This is a genomic window from Pseudomonas sp. SBT1-2 (genome assembly GCF_028640875.1).
GTDB classification, from domain to species: Bacteria; Pseudomonadota; Gammaproteobacteria; order Pseudomonadales; family Pseudomonadaceae; genus Aquipseudomonas; species Aquipseudomonas chlororaphis_I.
The window spans coordinates 22,395-41,199 of record NZ_JAQZAA010000063.1 but is presented as its reverse complement, the minus strand read 5'-3'; the positions used below and the strand labels follow the sequence as shown (position 1 = coordinate 41,199).

General features: G+C 62.2%; 16 protein-coding genes. 15 read left to right on the top strand and 1 reads right to left on the bottom strand.

Annotation, left to right across the window (positions count from 1 at the left end):
* The first annotated feature begins 232 nt into the window (after positions 1-232).
* The 12 genes from arcD (at position 233) to PVZ78_RS08845 (ending at position 14,761) form a co-directional block, all read left to right on the top strand.
* Complete coding sequence (arcD, locus tag PVZ78_RS08900) at positions 233-1,660, top strand: arginine-ornithine antiporter (protein ID WP_009050420.1); 1,428 nt, start codon at positions 233-235, stop codon at positions 1,658-1,660.
* A 36-nt stretch (positions 1,661-1,696) separates the two neighbouring features.
* Positions 1,697-2,953, top strand: coding sequence for an arginine deiminase (gene arcA / locus PVZ78_RS08895; RefSeq protein WP_009050421.1), 1,257 nt, complete (start codon positions 1,697-1,699; stop codon positions 2,951-2,953).
* Between the two features lie 86 nt (positions 2,954-3,039).
* Positions 3,040-4,050 (top strand): ornithine carbamoyltransferase, encoded by a 1,011-nt coding sequence (locus PVZ78_RS08890; RefSeq protein WP_009050422.1) that lies wholly within the window; start codon positions 3,040-3,042, stop codon positions 4,048-4,050.
* 97 nt (positions 4,051-4,147) lie between these two features.
* A complete protein-coding gene (arcC, locus tag PVZ78_RS08885; RefSeq protein WP_016703410.1) occupies positions 4,148-5,077 on the top strand; it encodes a carbamate kinase in 930 nt (309 codons plus the stop codon).
* 61 nt (positions 5,078-5,138) lie between these two features.
* Positions 5,139-5,501: a DUF5064 family protein gene (locus PVZ78_RS08880; protein ID WP_009050424.1), complete on the top strand. Its 363-nt coding sequence runs from the start codon at positions 5,139-5,141 to the stop codon at positions 5,499-5,501.
* Between the two features lie 216 nt (positions 5,502-5,717).
* Positions 5,718-7,226 carry a sigma-54-dependent transcriptional regulator gene (locus tag PVZ78_RS08875; protein ID WP_009050425.1) on the top strand — a complete coding sequence of 503 codons (1,509 nt, stop codon included), beginning with the start codon at positions 5,718-5,720 and terminating at the stop codon, positions 7,224-7,226.
* A 441-nt stretch (positions 7,227-7,667) separates the two neighbouring features.
* A complete protein-coding gene (gcvH, locus tag PVZ78_RS08870) occupies positions 7,668-8,051 on the top strand; it encodes a glycine cleavage system protein GcvH (protein ID WP_009050426.1) in 384 nt (127 codons plus the stop codon).
* A gap of 9 nt (positions 8,052-8,060) precedes the next feature.
* Complete coding sequence (gene gcvP, locus PVZ78_RS08865) at positions 8,061-10,913, top strand: aminomethyl-transferring glycine dehydrogenase (protein WP_016703409.1); 2,853 nt, start codon at positions 8,061-8,063, stop codon at positions 10,911-10,913.
* A 114-nt stretch (positions 10,914-11,027) separates the two neighbouring features.
* A complete protein-coding gene (locus tag PVZ78_RS08860) occupies positions 11,028-12,404 on the top strand; it encodes an L-serine ammonia-lyase (protein WP_028683221.1) in 1,377 nt (458 codons plus the stop codon).
* 41 nt (positions 12,405-12,445) lie between these two features.
* Complete coding sequence (gene gcvT / locus PVZ78_RS08855; RefSeq protein WP_009050429.1) at positions 12,446-13,570, top strand: glycine cleavage system aminomethyltransferase GcvT; 1,125 nt, start codon at positions 12,446-12,448, stop codon at positions 13,568-13,570.
* Positions 13,571-13,962: 392 nt separating this feature from the next.
* The gene (locus PVZ78_RS08850; protein WP_007931076.1) at positions 13,963-14,175 is read left to right on the top strand and encodes a cold-shock protein; all 213 of its coding nucleotides are present in this window, start codon (positions 13,963-13,965) and stop codon (positions 14,173-14,175) included.
* 97 nt (positions 14,176-14,272) lie between these two features.
* The gene (locus PVZ78_RS08845; protein WP_009050430.1) at positions 14,273-14,761 is read left to right on the top strand and encodes an RDD family protein; all 489 of its coding nucleotides are present in this window, start codon (positions 14,273-14,275) and stop codon (positions 14,759-14,761) included.
* A 62-nt stretch (positions 14,762-14,823) separates the two neighbouring features.
* Here the strand turns inward: PVZ78_RS08845 and nadA are convergent, their stop codons facing one another.
* Entirely contained in the window at positions 14,824-15,882 is a 1,059-nt protein-coding gene (gene nadA, locus PVZ78_RS08840) for a quinolinate synthase NadA (protein WP_009050431.1), read from the bottom strand.
* Between the two features lie 511 nt (positions 15,883-16,393).
* Between nadA and PVZ78_RS08835 the strand changes: the two genes are divergently transcribed.
* The 3 genes from PVZ78_RS08835 (at position 16,394) to PVZ78_RS08825 (ending at position 18,743) form a co-directional block, all read left to right on the top strand.
* Entirely contained in the window at positions 16,394-17,638 is a 1,245-nt protein-coding gene (locus PVZ78_RS08835) for a type II and III secretion system protein family protein (RefSeq protein ID WP_009050432.1), read from the top strand.
* 107 nt (positions 17,639-17,745) lie between these two features.
* Entirely contained in the window at positions 17,746-18,468 is a 723-nt protein-coding gene (locus PVZ78_RS08830) for a tetratricopeptide repeat protein (RefSeq protein WP_028683222.1), read from the top strand.
* Between the two features lie 2 nt (positions 18,469-18,470).
* A complete protein-coding gene (locus PVZ78_RS08825; protein WP_009050434.1) occupies positions 18,471-18,743 on the top strand; it encodes a DUF3613 domain-containing protein in 273 nt (90 codons plus the stop codon).
* The last annotated feature ends 62 nt before the right edge of the window (positions 18,744-18,805 follow it).

Here is an 18,805-nt window from a genome sequence, read left to right as displayed (position 1 = left end):
TTGCGCATTCTTGAAAGCGGACTAGTTTCAATCTGGCATCAATGAGAAGCCCTGTCATCCAGCCTTCCAGGCCTTCAGTAATGGCACTTCCAGGCATCCTGCCGGCGAAAGCAAAGACTGCTTAAGTCATTCATTCACAATGGAATGTAGCGATGACCTGATCTAAGTCAGCTGTTTGTATTACGCGCAGATCTACTCTGACGTCTCTCTTCTCCTGCAATGGAGTCACGCAATGTCTGACACTCCCGGAAAACTACGACTTGGTGCGTTAGTCGCCTTGGTAGTCGGCTCGATGATTGGCGGCGGGATCTTTTCCTTGCCACAAAACATGGCGGCAAGTGCCGATGTAGGCGCTGTTCTTATTGGCTGGGCTATTACCGCTGTCGGTATGTTGACGCTGGCTTTCGTGTTTCAAACCCTGGCCAACCGCAAGCCTGATCTGGACGGCGGTGTCTACGCCTATGCCAAGGCCGGCTTCGGCGACTACATGGGTTTTTCTTCGGCCTGGGGTTACTGGATCAGCGCCTGGCTGGGCAACGTCGGCTACTTCGTGCTGCTGTTCAGCACCCTGGGCTACTTCTTTCCGATCTTCGGTGAGGGCAACACCCCGGCCGCGGTAATCGGCGCCTCGGTCCTGCTGTGGGCCGTGCACTTTCTGGTGCTGCGCGGGATCAAGGAGGCGGCCTTCATCAACCTGGTGACCACGGTCGCCAAAGTGGTGCCGCTGCTGCTGTTCGTGCTGATCGCCCTGTTCGCCTTCAAGCTGGACATCTTCACCGCGGACATCTGGGGCATGAAGAACCCCGACCTGGGCAGCGTGATGAACCAGGTGCGCAACATGATGCTGGTCACCGTCTGGGTGTTCATCGGCATCGAAGGCGCGAGCATCTTCTCCTCCCGCGCGGAAAAACGCTCGGACGTGGGCAAGGCCACCGTGATCGGCTTCATCACCGTGCTGCTGTTCCTGGTGCTGGTGAACGTGCTGTCGCTGGGCATCATGACCCAGCCGGAACTGGCGAAGCTGCAGAACCCGTCGATGGCGGCGGTGCTGGAGCATGTGGTCGGCCACTGGGGCGCGGTGCTGATCAGCGTCGGCCTGATCATCTCGCTGCTGGGGGCGCTGCTGTCGTGGGTGCTGCTGTGCGCGGAGATCATGTTCGCCGCGGCCAAGGACCACACCATGCCGGAGTTCCTGCGCAAGGAGAACGCCAACCATGTGCCGGTCAACGCCCTGTGGCTGACCAACGCCATGGTGCAGATCTTCCTGGTCATCACCCTGTTCTCGGCCAGCACCTACCTGTCGCTGATCTACCTCGCCACTTCGATGATCCTGGTGCCCTACCTGTGGTCGGCGGCCTATGCCGTGCTGCTGGCGGTGCGCAGCGAGACCTATGAGGCGGCCCTGGCCGAACGCAAGAAAGACCTGTTGATCGGCTCCATCGCCCTGATCTACGCGATCTGGCTGCTGTACGCCGGCGGGGTCAAGTACCTGCTGCTCTCCGCCCTGCTCTACGCCCCCGGCGCGATCCTGTTCGCCAAGGCCAAGCTGGAGTTGGGCAAACCGATTTTCACCAACGTCGAGAAGCTGATTTTCGCCGCAGTGGTCATAGGCGCCCTGGTGGCCGCCTACGGGCTCTACGACGGCTTCCTGACCCTGTAACCGCACGATTGTTTCTACCTCTGGAGGATCACTGTAATGACCACGGAAAAAGTTAAGTACGGCGTCCATTCCGAAGCCGGCAAACTGCGCAAAGTCATGGTTTGCTCCCCAGGCCTGGCCCATCAGCGGCTGACCCCGAACAACTGCGATGAACTGCTGTTCGATGATGTGATCTGGGTCAACCAGGCCAAGCGCGACCATTTCGACTTCGTCACCAAAATGCGCGAGCGTGGGATCGAAGTCCTGGAAATGCACAACCTGCTGACCGATACGGTGCAGAACCCCGAAGCCCTGAAGTGGATCCTGGATCGCAAGATCACCCCCGACACCGTCGGCGTCGGCCTGACCAACGAAGTGCGCAGCTGGCTCGAAAGCCTGGAGCCGCGCAAGCTGGCCGAGTTCCTGATCGGCGGCGTGGCCGGCGAGGACCTGCCGGAAAGCGAAGGCGCCAGCGTGATCAAGATGTACCGCGACTACCTGGGCCACTCCAGCTTCCTGCTGCCGCCGCTGCCCAACACCCAGTTCACCCGCGACACCACCTGCTGGATCTACGGCGGCGTGACACTCAACCCGATGTACTGGCCGGCCCGTCGCCAGGAAACCCTGCTGGCCAGCGCCATCTACAAGTTCCATCCCGAGTTCACCCACGCCGACTTCGAGATCTGGTACGGCGACCCGGACAAGGATCACGGCCAGGCCACCCTCGAGGGCGGCGACGTCATGCCGATCGGCAATGGCGTGGTGCTGATCGGCATGGGCGAGCGGACCTCGCGCCAGGCCATCGGCCAGCTTGCGCAATCCCTGTTCGCCAAGGGCGCGGTGGAAAAAGTCGTGGTCGCCGGCCTGCCGAAATCCCGCGCGGCGATGCACCTGGACACCGTGTTCAGCTTCTGCGACCGCGACCTGGTCACGGTCTTCCCGGAAGTGGTCAAGGAAATCGTGCCGTTCGTCATCCGCCCCGACACCAGCAAGCCCTATGGCATGGACGTGCGACGGGAGAACAAATCGTTCATCGAGGTGGTGGCCGAATCCCTCAACCTCAAGCAACTGCGCGTGGTGGAGACCGGCGGCAACAGCTTCGCCGCCGAACGCGAACAGTGGGACGACGGCAACAACGTGGTGGCCCTGGAACCGGGCGTGGTCATCGGCTATGACCGCAACACCTACACCAACACCCTGCTGCGCAAGGCCGGGGTGGAAGTGATCACCATCAGCGCCAGCGAACTCGGCCGTGGCCGTGGCGGCGGCCACTGCATGACCTGCCCGATCATCCGCGACCCGATCGATTACTAAGCGCCTCTTATTCCGACATAGCAGCTTGCCGTTGCCCCCACGAAGGGCCTCGGCAAGTGGACGACCGAAATCAAAGGAGATCCATCATGGCTTTCAACATCCACAACCGTAACCTGCTGAGCCTCGAGCACCACACCGCGCGCGAGCTGCGCTACCTGCTCGACCTGTCCCGCGACCTCAAGCGCGCCAAGTACACCGGCACCGAGCAGCAGCACCTCAAGGGCAACAACATCGCCCTGATCTTCGAGAAAACCTCGACCCGTACCCGCTGTGCCTTCGAGGTCGCCGCCTATGACCAGGGCGCCAACGTCACCTACATCGACCCGAACTCGTCGCAGATCGGCCACAAGGAAAGCATGAAGGACACCGCCCGCGTGCTCGGGCGCATGTACGACGCCATCGAGTACCGCGGCTTCAAGCAGGAAATCGTCGAAGAGCTGGCGAAGTTCGCCGGGGTGCCGGTGTTCAACGGCCTGACCGACGAATACCACCCGACCCAGATGATCGCCGACGTACTGACCATGCGTGAGCACGCCGACAAGCCGATCCACGACATCAGCTACGCCTACCTGGGCGACGCCCGCAACAACATGGGCAACTCGCTGCTGCTGGTGGGCGCCAAGCTCGGCATGGACGTGCGCATCTGCGCGCCCAAAGCCCTGTGGCCCCATGACGACCTGGTCAGCCGCTGCAAGAAGTACGCGGAAGAAAGCGGCGCCCGCATCACCCTGACCGAAGACCCGAAAGCCGCGGTCAAGGGCGTCGACTTCATCCACACCGACGTCTGGGTATCGATGGGCGAGCCAGTGGAAGCCTGGGCCGAACGTATCCAGCAACTGCTGCCGTACCAGGTCAACGCCGAGCTGATGAAGGCCACCGGCAACCCACGGACCAAGTTCATGCACTGCCTGCCGGCGTTCCACAACAGCGATACCAAGGTCGGCAAGCAGATCGCCGAGCAGTATCCGCACCTGGCCAACGGCATCGAAGTGACCGACGATGTGTTCGAGTCGCCGGCCTGCATCGCCTTCGAGCAAGCGGAAAACCGCATGCACACCATCAAGGCGATCCTGGTCTCGACCCTGGCCGACCTGTAACCACGATGACCGGGCCGACCGCCTGGCGGCTGGCCCCTCGACCCGTGGGCGCGCGACTTGCGCCCACGGGATCACCGAATTCTGGAAGGAATGCATTATGCGTATCGTCGTCGCACTGGGCGGCAACGCCCTGCTCCGCCGTGGTGAACCCATGACCGCGGACAATCAACGCGCCAATATCCGGATCGCCACCGAACAGATCGCCAAGATCCATCCCGGCAACCAGCTGGTGATCGCCCACGGCAACGGCCCGCAGGTCGGCCTGCTGTCGCTGCAGGCGGCGGCCTACACCTCCGTGTCACCTTACCCGCTGGACGTGCTCGGCGCCGAAACCGAAGGCATGATCGGCTACATCATCGAACAGGAACTGGGCAACCTGCTGGACTTCGAAGTGCCCTTCGCCACCCTGCTGACCCAGGTCGAGGTCGACGCCAAGGACCCGGCGTTCCAGAACCCGAGCAAGCCCATCGGCCCGGTCTACAGCAAGGAAGAGGCGGAAAAACTGGCCAAGGAAAAAGGCTGGGCCATCGCCCCCGATGGCGACAAGTACCGCCGCGTGGTGGCCAGCCCGAAACCCAAGCGCATCTTTGAAATCCGCCCGATCAAATGGCTGCTGGAAAAGAGCAGTATCGTGATCTGCGCCGGCGGTGGCGGCATTCCGACTATGTACGGCGAGGATGGCAAGCTCAAGGGCATCGAGGCGGTGATCGACAAGGACCTGTGCTCGGCGCTGCTGGCCGAACAGCTGGAGGCCGATCTGCTGGTGATCGCCACCGACGTCAACGCGGCCTTTATCGACTGGGGCAAGCCGTCGCAGAAAGCCATCGCCCAGGCGCACCCGGACGAAATGGAAAAGCTCGGCTTCGCCGCCGGCTCCATGGGACCAAAGGTCCAGGCGGCCTGCGAGTTCGCCCGCCATACTGGAAAAGTCGCAGTGATCGGTTCACTCTCGGACATCGAAGCGATCGTCCAGGGCCAGGCCGGCACGCGCATCAGCACGGCCCAGCCGGGCATCACCTACCGATAAGAGAAACTCAGGGTGCAGGTTCCAGGCCTGCCCCTCTCCCATGCCTTGAAAGGAGAGAACCATGGCCCAGTTCGAACCCGGTCATTTGCACATCGAACGACACGCGCTGAACAAGGACGATGTCAGCTACAACATCTGCATCGACTACGAGGTTGCGCAGGATCCCAAGGAAGGCAAGGGGATGCAGTTCAAGATGCATGGAACGATCCAGGGCAAAGCGGTCGATGAACCCTTCTTCCTGCCCAAGGATCAGGCGTACAACTTCGCCAGCAACGTGACGAAAATCGCCGAGAAGTACGGGATTCCCAAGGCAATGAGCAGCATCGGTTCGGTGCACAAGCACTACGATGCGATGTTCGAGGATGTGCGGGTGCAGTTGAACGTGAAATCCGGGGACCCGGTAAAACCCGAACACCTGGAATGACTCCCTCCCTGTAGGAGCGAGGCTTGCCCGCGATGGTCGTCAACGATGACGCGGGCAGCCTGGCATACCGCGCATCTTCGAGTTCATCGCGAGCAAGAACTGGGCGTCCCCCTTGCTCCTACAAGAAGCCCCGGCAGACCCTACGGCGAATTTCACCAATGGCGTCCGCCAAGGCATACTTGCCACCCTCCGTTTTCCAGAACCCTTGTCCGCCCCATGCGCATCCACGTCAGCTTTATCGACCGCGTCGGTATCACCCAGGAAGTCCTGGCCCTGCTCGGTGGGCGCAACCTCAACCTGGATGCGGTGGAGATGGTGCCGCCCAACGTCTACATCGACGCCCCGACGCTCAGCCCACAAGTGCTGGAAGAGCTGCGCGACGCGCTGTTCAGCGTGCGCGGCGTGCAGGCGGTGACGGTGGTCGACATCCTGCCCGGCCAGCGTCGCCACCTGCAGCTCGACGCCCTGCTGGCGGCGATGACCGACCCGGTGCTGGCCCTGGACAGCGCCGGCAAGGTGCTGCTGGCCAACCCGGCGCTGATCGCCCTGTATGGCCGCGAGCCGGCCGGGGAAAGCGTGGCCGAGCTGTTCGACGACCCGGCGCTGCTGGAAACCCTGCTGGAACAGGGCTTTCGCCTGCCCCTGCGGGAAATCACCCTCAACGGCCAGACCCTGCTGCTGGACGCCACGCCGATCACCGACGCCGGCGCGCTGCTGACCCTGTATCAGCCCAATCGCATCGGCGAGCGCCTGTCGGCCCTGCACCACGACCATGCCGAAGGCTTCGATGCCCTGCTCGGCGATTCGCCGGCCATCCGTACCCTCAAGGCCCGCGCCCAGCGCGTCGCCGCGCTGGATGCACCGCTGCTGATCCAGGGCGAAACCGGTACCGGCAAGGAGCTGGTGGCGCGGGCCTGCCACGCCATCAGTGCGCGGCACGGCGCGCCGTTTCTCGCGCTGAACTGCGCCGCCCTGCCGGAAAACCTCGCCGAAAGCGAGCTGTTCGGCTATGCGCCCGGCGCCTTCACCGGCGCCCAGCGCGGCGGCAAGCCGGGACTGATGGAGCTGGCCAACCAGGGCACTGTGTTTCTCGACGAGATCGGCGAAATGTCGCCCTATTTGCAGGCCAAGCTGCTGCGTTTTCTCAATGACGGCAGCTTTCGCCGGGTCGGCGGCGACCGTGAGGTCAAGGTCAATGTGCGGATCCTCAGCGCCACCCACCGCGACCTGGAAAAGATGGTCGCCGAAGGCAGCTTTCGCGAAGACCTGTTCTATCGCCTCAACGTGCTGAATGTGGAAGTGCCGCCCCTGCGCGAGCGCGGCCAGGACATCCTGTTGCTGGCGCGCTATTTCATGCAGCAGGCCTGCGCGCAGATCCAGCGCCCGGTCTGCCGCCTGGCGCCCGGCACCTATCCGGCGCTGCTGGGCAACCGCTGGCCGGGCAACGTGCGCCAGTTGCAGAACGTGATCTTCCGCGCGGCGGCGATCTGCGAAAGCAGCCTGGTGGACATCGGCGACCTGGATATCGCCGGCACCTCGGTGGCGCGCCAGAACGACACCGAAGTCGAAAGCCTGGAACAGGCCGTCGAAGAGTTCGAGAAGGCACTGCTGGAAAGCCTGTACGTCAACTACCCCTCGACCCGCCAGCTGGCCAGCCGCCTGCAGACCTCCCACACCGCCATCGCCCATCGCCTGCGCAAGTACGGCATCCCCAACAAGCCCTGAAAGCCTGACGGCTGTCGCTTCCGCTCTGCTTCTGTAGGAGCGAAGCTTGCTCGCGAAAAATCTCAACGGCGCCGCAGTGCCTGGAGCCCGCGCAGCGCTCTCAGGCTCATCGCGAGCAAGCTTCGCTCCTACAGAAAAACAGTGCGAAAAGCGACCTCCACCTGTACTGAAAGCGCTACAGCGGAACGATATCGCTACAGTCGGTTGTAATCGGCGCTACGCAAGGCTTTGATCCCCATAGGCTTTTCCCTGACGCTCCAGCTGTAGCGATTTCGCTACAGCTGTCAACTTTTGCTTGCCGGGAGAAACTCATAACTTATTGATTTATAACAACTTAAAAACATTGGCCGCATTTTTGCTATGGGCTTACCCATTCAGCTCGGCCTTGCACGAGCATTCAATCGCGTCCACCAGACGAATCTGGCCCCTTGAGGAGTTTCCATGAGCGAGTTGCGTTTTACTGAAGATCACGAATGGCTGCGTACCGAAGCCGATGGCAGCGTTACCGTCGGCATCACGGCTTTCGCGCAAAACGCCCTGGGCGATGTGGTGTTCGTGCAATTGCCGGAATTGCAGGCCTACGACAAGGGCGCCGAAGCCGCCACCGTGGAATCGGTAAAAGCCGCCAGCGGCGTGTACATGCCCCTGGACGGGGAAGTGGTGGAAACCAACCCGGCCCTGGACACCAGCCCCGAGCTGGTCAACGAAGACCCGCTGGGCGAAGGCTGGTTCTTCCGCTTCATTCCCGCGGACGCCGCCGCTGTCGGCCAACTGCTGGATCAGGACGCCTACGACCGCCTGATCAAAGCCAACGCCGACGCCTGAGGAGCCGCCATGACTCAAGTCAACCTGAGCACCGCCAACGAATTCATCGCGCGCCACATCGGCCCGCGCCAGGACGACGAGCAAGCCATGCTCAACAGCCTGGGCTTCGACTCCCTGGAAGCCTTGAGCGCCAGCGTGATCCCCGACAGCATCAAGGGCACCAGCGTCCTCGACCTGCCCGCTGGGCAGAGCGAAGCCGACGCACTGGCCTCGATCAAGGCCATCGCCGCCAAGAACCAGCTGTTCAAGACCTACATCGGCCAGGGCTACTACAACTGCCACACGCCGTCGCCGATCCTGCGCAACCTCCTGGAAAACCCGGCCTGGTACACCGCCTACACCCCGTACCAGCCGGAAATCTCCCAGGGCCGTCTGGAAGCGCTGCTGAACTTCCAGACCCTGATCAGCGACCTCACCGGCCTGCCGATCGCCAACGCCTCCCTGCTCGACGAAGCCACCGCCGCCGCCGAAGCCATGACCTTCTGCAAGCGCCTGAGCAAGAACAAGGGCAGCCACGCCTTCTTCGCCTCCAGCCATTGCCACCCGCAAACCCTCGACGTGCTGCGCACCCGTGCCGAGCCGCTGGGCATCGACGTGGTGGTCGGCGACGAGCGCAAACTGACCGACGTCAGCCCGTTCTTCGGCGCCCTGCTGCAATACCCGGCGAGCAACGGTGACCTGTTCGACTACCGCGAGCTGACCGAGCGCTTCCACGCCGCCAACGCTCTGGTGGCGGTCGCCGCCGACCTGCTGGCATTGACCGTGCTGACCCCGCCGGGCGAATTCGGCGCCGACGTGGCCATCGGCAGCGCCCAGCGCTTCGGCGTGCCACTGGGCTTCGGTGGCCCGCATGCGGCCTACTTCTCCACCAAGGACGCGTTCAAGCGCGACATGCCGGGCCGTCTGGTCGGGGTGTCCGTGGACCGTTTCGGCAAGCCGGCGCTGCGCCTGGCCATGCAGACCCGCGAGCAACATATCCGTCGCGAGAAAGCCACCAGCAACATCTGCACCGCCCAGGTGCTGCTGGCCAACATCGCCAGCATGTACGCCGTGTACCACGGCCCCAAAGGCCTGACCCGGATTGCCCGGCGCATCCACCAGCTGACCGCGATCCTGGCTCAGGGCCTGAGCAAGCTGGGGATCAAGGTCGAGCAGGAAAGCTTCTTCGACACCCTGACCCTGCACACCGGCGCGCGCACCTCGGCGCTGCACGACAAGGCCCGCGCCCAGCGCATCAACCTGCGGGTGATTGACGCCGAGCGCCTGGGTCTGTCCCTCGACGAAACCACCGGCCAGGCCGATGTAGAGGCCCTGTGGAGCCTGCTGGCCGACGGTCAGGCGCTGCCGGATTTCGCCGCGCTGGCCACCACGGTACAGAGCCGTATCCCGGCGCCGCTGGTGCGTCAGTCGGCGATCCTCAGCCACCCGGTGTTCAACCGCTATCACTCGGAAACCGAGCTGATGCGCTACCTGCGCAAGCTGGCGGACAAGGACCTGGCCCTGGACCGCACCATGATCCCGCTGGGCTCGTGCACCATGAAGCTCAACGCCGCCAGCGAAATGATCCCGATCACCTGGGCCGAGTTCGGTGCCCTGCACCCGTTCGCCCCGGCCGAGCAAAGCGCCGGCTACCAGCAACTGACGTCCGAACTGGAAGCCATGCTCTGCGCCGCCACCGGCTACGACGCGGTGTCCCTGCAGCCGAACGCCGGCTCCCAGGGTGAGTACGCAGGCCTCTTGGCCATTCGTGCCTATCACCAGAGCCGTGGCGACGACCGTCGCGACATCTGCCTGATCCCTTCGTCCGCCCACGGCACCAACCCGGCCACCGCCAACATGGCCGGCATGCGCGTGGTGGTTACCGCCTGTGACGCCCGCGGCAACGTCGATATCGAAGACCTGCGGGCCAAGGCCATCGAACACCGCGAGCACCTCGCCGCGCTGATGATCACCTACCCGTCGACCCACGGCGTGTTCGAGGAAGGTATCCGCGAAATCTGCGGCATCATTCATGACAACGGCGGCCAGGTGTACATCGACGGCGCCAACATGAACGCCATGGTCGGCCTCTGCGCCCCGGGCAAGTTCGGCGGCGACGTGTCGCACCTGAACCTGCACAAGACCTTCTGCATTCCCCACGGCGGTGGCGGCCCGGGCGTCGGCCCGATCGGCGTCAAGTCGCACCTGGCGCCGTTCCTGCCGGGCCACGCGGCCATGGAACGCAAGGAAGGCGCGGTCTGCGCCGCGCCGTTCGGCAGCGCGAGCATCCTGCCGATCACCTGGATGTACATCCGCATGATGGGCGGCGAAGGCCTCAAGCGGGCCTCGCAGCTGGCGATCCTCAATGCCAACTACATCTCCCGTCGCCTGGAAGAGCACTACCCGGTGCTCTACACCGGCAGCAACGGCCTGGTGGCCCACGAGTGCATCCTCGACCTGCGCCCGCTCAAGGACAGCAGCGGCATCAGCGTCGACGACGTCGCCAAGCGCCTGATCGACTTCGGCTTCCACGCCCCGACCATGTCGTTCCCGGTGGCCGGCACCCTGATGATCGAGCCGACCGAAAGCGAATCCAGGGAAGAACTGGACCGCTTCTGCGACGCCATGATCCGCATCCGCGAAGAAATCCGCGCGGTGGAAAACGGCAGCCTGGACAAGGACGACAACCCGCTGAAAAACGCCCCGCACACCGCGGCGGAAATCGTTGGCGAGTGGTCGCACCCCTACAGCCGTGAACAGGCGGTGTATCCAGTAGCCTCGCTGATCGAAGGCAAGTACTGGCCTCCGGTCGGCCGCGTCGACAACGTGTTCGGCGACCGCAACCTGGTGTGCGCCTGCCCGTCGATCGAAAGCTACGCCTAAGGCAGCAACAAGCTAGTAGCCTCAAGCTGCAAGAAAGAGCCGATCGGCTTCTGACTTGCAGCTTGTCGCTTCTGGCTTGTCGCTGCCTCTATAACAAGAAACCGGAGAACCAACATGTCCTTGAGCGTGTTCGACCTGTTCAAGATTGGCATCGGCCCCTCCAGCTCCCACACCGTTGGCCCGATGCGCGCGGCCGCGCGCTTCGTCGAAGGCCTGCGGCGTGACGGGCTGCTGGGCGCCACCACCTGCGTCAAGGTCGAGCTGTACGGCTCGCTCGGCGCCACCGGCAAGGGCCACGGCAGCGACAAGGCCGTGCTCCTGGGCCTGGAAGGTGAACACCCGGATACCGTGAATACCGAAAACATCGCCGCGCGCCTGCAGGAAATACGCAGCAGCGCACGCTTGACCCTGCTCGGCGAACACGTCATCGCGTTCAACGAGAAAGAACACCTGGCCATGATCCGCAAGCCCCTGGCCTACCACCCCAACGGCATGATCTTCCGTGCTTTCGATGCCGCCGGGTTGCAGATCCGCAGCCGCGAGTACTACTCGGTGGGCGGCGGCTTCGTGGTCGACGAGGACGCCGCGGGGGCCGACCGCATCGTCGAAGACACCACCAAGCTGACCTTCCCCTTCAAGAGCGCCAAGGACTTGCTCGGCCATTGCACCACCTATGGCCTGTCCATCAGCCAGGTGATGCTGACCAACGAAAGCGCCTGGCGACCGGAAGCGGAAACCCGCGCCGGCCTGCTGAAGATCTGGCAAGTGATGCAGGATTGCGTGGATGCCGGCTGCCGCAATGAAGGGATCCTGCCGGGAGGCCTGAAGGTCAAGCGCCGCGCGGCCGCCCTCCACCGCCAGCTGTGCAAACACCCCGAGGCGGCCTTGCGCGATTCCTTGTCGGTGCTGGACTGGGTCAACCTGTATGCCCTGGCGGTCAACGAAGAAAACGCCAACGGCGGGCGCGTCGTCACCGCGCCCACCAATGGCGCCGCCGGCATCATCCCGGCGGTGCTGCATTACTACATGCGCTTCATCCCCGGCGCCAACGAAGACGGGGTCGTGCGTTTCCTGCTGACCGCTGCCGCCATCGGCATTCTCTACAAGGAAAACGCCTCCATCTCCGGCGCCGAAGTCGGCTGCCAGGGCGAGGTCGGCGTGGCCTGCTCGATGGCGGCCGGCGCCCTGTGCGAAGTGCTCGGCGGTACGGTGCAACAAGTGGAAAACGCCGCCGAGATCGGCATGGAACACAACCTCGGCCTGACCTGCGACCCTATCGGCGGCCTGGTGCAGGTGCCCTGCATCGAGCGCAACGCCATGGGTTCGGTCAAGGCGATCAACGCCGTGCGCATGGCCCTGCGGGGCGACGGACAACACTTCGTCTCCCTCGACAAGGTGATCCGCACCATGCGCCAGACCGGTGCCGACATGAAAAGCAAATACAAGGAAACCGCCCGCGGCGGTTTGGCAGTCAACATCATCGAGTGCTGATGCAGGCACACACGCATCTCACGTTTATCCAGGAGCTGAACATGTCCACCGAAACACTGTTGAAGACCCCGCTGCATTCGCTGCACCTCGAACTCGGCGCGCGCATGGTGCCGTTCGCCGGTTACGACATGCCCGTGCAATACCCGCTGGGCGTAATGAAAGAACACCAGCACACCCGCGAGCAGGCCGGCCTGTTCGACGTCTCGCACATGGGCCAGATCCGCCTGAGCGGCGCCAATGCCGCCCAGGCCCTGGAAACCCTGGTGCCGGTGGACATCATCGACCTGCCCGTGGGCATGCAGCGCTATGCCATGTTCACCAATGAAAACGGCGGCATCCTCGACGACCTGATGGTCGCCAACCTGGGCAACGACGAGCTGTTCCTGGTGGTCAACGCCGCCTGCAAGGAGCAGGACCTGGCCCATCTGCGCCAGCACATTGGCCAGGCGTGCAGCATCGAGCCGCTGTTCGAGGAACGCGCCCTGCTCGCCCTGCAAGGCCCGGCGGCCGTCACCGTGCTGGCGCGCCTGGCGCCGGAAGTGGCGAAGATGACGTTCATGCAATTCACCCGCGTGAAGCTGCTGGGCGTGGACTGTTTTGTCAGCCGTTCGGGCTACACCGGCGAAGACGGTTTCGAAATCTCGGTGCCGGCGGCCGACGCCGAAACCCTGGCCCGCGCCCTGCTGGCCGAACCGGAAGTGGCGGCGATCGGCCTCGGTGCCCGTGACTCGCTGCGCCTGGAAGCCGGCCTGTGCCTGTATGGCCATGACATGAACAGCCAGACCACCCCGATCGAAGCCAGCCTGCTGTGGGCCATCTCCAAGCCACGTCGTGCCGATGGCGCGCGGGCCGGCGGTTTCCCGGGCGCGGAACAGGTGTTCGCCCAACAGCTCAATGGCGTGCAGCGCAAGCGCGTGGGCCTGCTGCCCCAGGAACGCACACCGGTGCGTGAAGGCGCGGAAATCGTCAACGAAGCGGGCGAGGTGATCGGCAGTGTTTGCAGCGGCGGTTTTGGTCCGACCCTGGGCGGTCCGTTGGCCATGGGTTACATCGATAGCGCTTATGTCGCACTCGATACGCCAGTTTGGGCAATTGTTCGTGGGAAAAAGGTGCCAATGCTTGTAAGCAAAATGCCATTCGTTGCACAACGCTACTATCGCGGTTGATCAACTGTTTCTATAAGTAACGCGGTTGCGTTAAAAGTGCACTAATCTGTAACGCAACCGCCATAAAATAGTGCATATTTTCGATATTGAACTTGCCTTATAACAGTTGAAAACAATTGAACAACTCTATCGAATAAGCCCAGACGCCTAGTTCCGGCAAACAGCTGCAAGCTGAGGAAAACCGGGGTTTCGCAGGGCTTGTTTTTTCTCCCATAGTTGGCGTAGAGTTTCCCCACTGTGTTTGCATGGGTCGCTTGGAATCGTGACCTGGGCAGTAGCCAACAAGTTTGCTACAACCCGTTCGACGTCTCTTACTTTCCTGCAACCCAGCCCAGTACTCCTTCATGAGAAAGAGACTGTCATTAATTTTTTAGCGTCAAAGGAAATAAGAAATGTCCCAACGTCAGAGCGGTACCGTCAAGTGGTTTAACGACGAGAAAGGTTTTGGTTTTATCACTCCAGAAAGCGGTCCGGATCTGTTCGTGCATTTCCGCGCTATTCAGGGCAACGGCTTCAAGAGCCTGAAAGAAGGCCAGAAAGTGACCTTCATCGCTGTGCAGGGCCAAAAAGGCATGCAGGCTGACGAAGTTCAAGCCGAAGGCTGATCGTCTGTAACGAAAAAGCCCCTGATGCTGACATCAGGGGCTTTTTTGTGCGCGCAATTCCGTAAAATGGCTTCTTTCTTCGATCGAGAGGCCTGTGATGCCAAAGCACCTGCTAACCCCCCAGGGCGATTTTCCCGCCGCTGGCCTGGGCCGTCGTCTGGCAGCGATGTTCTACGATTTCCTGCTGTGCACCGCACTGCTGATCGTCACGGGCGGCATCTACAAGTTCATCCAGCTGCAGATCCTCGGTGAAACCCGGATGCGCACCCTGACCGAGTCCGGTGCCCTGGACGGCGATCCCCTCTACTCGACCGTCCTGCTGTTCGTGCTGTTCGCCTTCTTCGCCAAGTTCTGGACCCACTCCGGCCAGACCCTGGGCATGCAGGTCTGGGGCATTCGCGTGCAGAACGCCGACGGCAGCAGCATCAGCCTGTGGCAGGCCCTCCTGCGCTTCATGGTCTCGATCGCTTCCTGGCTATGCGCCGGGCTGGGTTTCATCTGGGTCCTGGTGGACAAACAGAAGCGCAGCTGGCACGACATCTACTCGTCCAGCCAGATCGTGCGCATCCCCAAACAGAAAAAATAATCCGCCACACAAAAAAACGCCCCGAATGTCGGGGCGTTTTTTTGTGCGTTTGTCGAAGGCGATCAGGCATTGCCCGCCAGCTTCATCCGCGCGGCCTGGGTGAAATCGAGCATGCGCTTGAGCGGGCGAATGGCCTGGGGAATCAGCGCCGGGTCGACGAATATCTCGTTGCTACCCTCACGCAGGCACTGCAAGGTGCGCTCCAGGGTGTTCATGGCCATCCACGGGCAATGGGCGCAGCTGCGGCAAGCCGCGCCGTTACCGGCCGTTGGCGCCTCGATAAACACCTTGTCCGGGCACAGCTGCTGCATCTTGTAGAAGATGCCGCGGTCGGTCGCCACGATCAGCGTCTTGTTCGGCAAACGCTGCGCGGCGGCAATCAGCTGGCTGGTGGAACCCACCGCATCGGCCAGTTCGATCACCGAGGTCGGCGATTCCGGGTGGACCAGAATGGCCGCATCGGGATAGAGCGCCTTCATGTCCTCCAGCTGCTTGGACTTGAACTCTTCATGAACGATGCAGGCACCGTCCCACAGCAGCATATCGGCACCGGTCTGGCGCTGGATGTAGGTGCCCAGATGCTTGTCCGGCCCCCAGATGATGGTTTCGCCGTTATCCATCAGGCTTTCGACGATTTCCAGGGCGCAACTGGAGGTCACCACCCAGTCGGCACGGGCTTTGACCGCTGCCGAGGTGTTGGCGTAGACCACAACGGTGCGCTCCGGATGCTGGTCGCAGAACGCCGAGAACTCTTCCACCGGGCACCCCAGGTCGAGGGAGCAGGTGGCCTCCAGGGTAGGCATCAGCACCCGTTTCTCGGGGTTGAGGATCTTCGCCGTCTCGCCCATGAACCTGACACCGGCGACCACCACGGTCTTGGCCGGGTGAGCGTTGCCGAAACGGGCCATTTCCAGGGAATCGGACACGCAGCCGCCAGTCTCTTCGGCCAGGGCCTGAATCACCGGGTCACAGTAGAAGTGAGCCACCAGCACGGCGTCCTGAGCCTTGAGCTCGGCAGCAATCGCGGCACGGTAATGGGCTTCTTCTGCGGCAGTCAGCGGCTTGGGCTGCTTGGCGTCAAGGTGGGCCTGAACCAGAAGGCGTTCGGAAATGTGCGTCATGATCGCAAGACCTGCGGGCGCTTATGCGCGAAAGTCGAGTATACACCCGGCTCCGGACCCATTGAGGGTACCGCCGGGAGAGTGAGTATTCATCAGGTAGGTGCAGCGTTGAAACTGCGCAAGGCTACAGAATATCCCCTTGATGTAAAAGATGATTCTGACCTGTGTCACGCCCGTGCCACACGGCTCGACCCAGCACGAAAGCCCACAAATTGCAGCCTCTGCAGAAGCGCCTCAGCGCAAACGGCTCAGTGACGCGCAATGCGCACTCGCACCATTTTTGAGCATTACAGGCAGGCGAGCCTCGACCCGGCGGCGAATCCCCTCGATCGACCAAGCGTTTTTTTACACTTCATAGCAATTTTATCTTTCTGCGCTAACGTCAGTTACAGAAACAGCTAACTGCTGGTTGGTTGCAGCAACACTTGGCGGGCTCTGGTTCAGATGACGGAGAAATGATCCCTGCTGACCGGCCCTTGCGGTTTTCCCAGCCCAAACAAGGAAGCAGTGCATGAACAGTGATTATGTACAGGTGCTCAGGAGAGTGGCGTGGACATTGATGATCGCTGGCCTCCCCACCGGGATGGCCATGGCGGCATCAAATAACTGCGCTGGATTGCAGCCACTGCCGTCGACGGTGGAAGTGGGAGAGGGTCAGCAGACGATAATGCACTCCCCCGTCGCCATTACCCGGTTGGCCGTGGGCGACCCGAAAATTGCCGATGTGTATCTCAATGGGCGGGATTCATACCTGCTGACGGGTATTGCGCCCGGCGCCACCAGCCTGATGGTCTGGACAGCCTGCGACAAGGAACCTCGCCAGAGCATGGTGTTCGTCCAGGGCAAGGGCCCTCATTCGATGGTCAGTTCGCTACTGCCCCCCTCCGAAGACCCGTCTCTGGCCAGCCAGGTGCAGACCGATATCCGCTTTGTCGAAGTCAGCCGCACCAAGCTGAAAGAGGCCGGCACCTCGATCTTCGGCAAGAGCGGTAACTTCCTGTTCAGCTCCCCCGGCACGGTCCCGTTGGTGACGGTGACGCCCGGCAATATCGGTGGCCTCGCACCGAGAATACCGCTCAACAACGGCCAGTTTAATATCGGCTTTGGTGGCGGTAACGTCCTTGGGCTGATCAACGCCCTGGAAGGCAGTGGGTTTGCCTACACCCTGGCGCGTCCGAGCCTGGTGGCGCTGAGCGGACAGAGCGCAAGCTTCCTGGCCGGTGGTGAAGTGCCGATCCCGGTCCCCAGCAGCGGCAGCGACAGTATTACCATCCAGTACAAGGAATTCGGTATTCGCCTGACCCTGACCCCCACAATCGTCGGAAATGACCGCATCGCCTTGAAGGTCGCCCCGGAAGTCAGCGAACTGGACTTCAACAACGGGATTACCGTCAACGGCATCTCGGTGCCAGCCCTGGTTGTGCGTCGCACCGACACCAGCATCTCCCTGGCCGACGGTGAGAGCTTCGTGATCAGCGGCCTGATCAGCACCACCAATACCACGGCCGTGAGCAAGTTCCCCGGCCTGGGAGAGATTCCGATCCTGGGCGCATTTTTCCGTGATTCTTCGATCAGGCGCGAAGAGAAGGAACTGCTGATGATCGTCACCCCGCATCTGGTGCAACCGCTGGCGGTCAACGCCAAGCTGCCGGTACTGCCTGGCGAGCCACTGCGCAACTACGACCCGAACTGGTTCCGTCTGTACTTCCTGGAAAACGGCAATTATGACCAGGCCGCCAGCGGGCTTTCGCAATGAACCAGGGTTCTGGCTCGTCGCTGGCCACGCTCAGGCTCGATGACACCGGACTCGGCAAGTCCGGTGTTGGCCATTCCTCGACAATCGGATTGTTCCAGGAGCGAAAAATGAAAGTAGTCATTGCTGCGTTGGGGCTGCTCATGCTCAGCGGCTGCGCCACGAACGGCAGCAGTGCCTGGTCGAAGCAGGCATGCAGCAAACTGGATTCGGATCAGGAACTGTCGCTGAGCCTGGCCGACGACATGATCGGCGAAGGCAAGCTGCACGCCGGCCTGGCCAATCTGCAACGCCTGCCGGAAGACCTGCCGCAGGTCCGCATGCGCAAGGCCAAGGTCTATCGCCAGCTCGGCCAGAGCGAGGCCGAGCCGCTGTACCGCAGCCTGCTCAGCACCTGCCTGGCCGCCGAAGGCGAGCATGGCCTGGGTCAACTGGCAGCGTCACGCCACGATAACGCTCTGGCCCTGGAACATCTGAAACGCGCGGCGCGCCTGTCCCCCACCGACGAGAAGATCCGCAACGATCTGGGGGTGGTCTACCTCAACCAGGGGGATACCAGGCAAGCCCGCTTTGAGTTCCTCACGGCCATGGAGCTGAAACAGGACGATCAGTTGGCAACCCTCAACCTGGTGACCTTGCTGATTTATCAAGGCAACTGGAAACAGGCCTCGGACCTGGTCAATCGTGCCGGCCTGAAGCCCGAACAAGTCACCAACGCCAAGGAGCGGGCCGAAAAACTCAGGAACGCGGTGAAGAAGTCAGCTAACGGTCAGGCAGTCAGTGCTACGGATTCGTCGCCATCAAGTGTCAATCAACCAATAACGCAGAGGTAGTGATGAAATACCAAACGCTCAGCTGCCTGGGACTCTTGCTTCTTCCGCTGGTGACCCAGGCTATCGAACCCGGCCCGGCCTCCCTGTCACAACAGCCGACCGAAACCTGGCTGCTGCTGCAGAGTCGTAACCAGGTCAAGTCGCCCATTCCGCAGAACGCCTCGCCCAGCGAACGGGAACTGACCCTGCAGCGCTGGCTGGACAACTACAAACACCCGATCCCCGAGTACTACAAGGAGTACGTAGGTTCGGGTAGTTCGGGTGGTTCAAAGTGACAATGAATCGCGATGGCGTTCAGTTCAGAGGGGGCAATGCCATCCATGCCGATGGCCCTTGC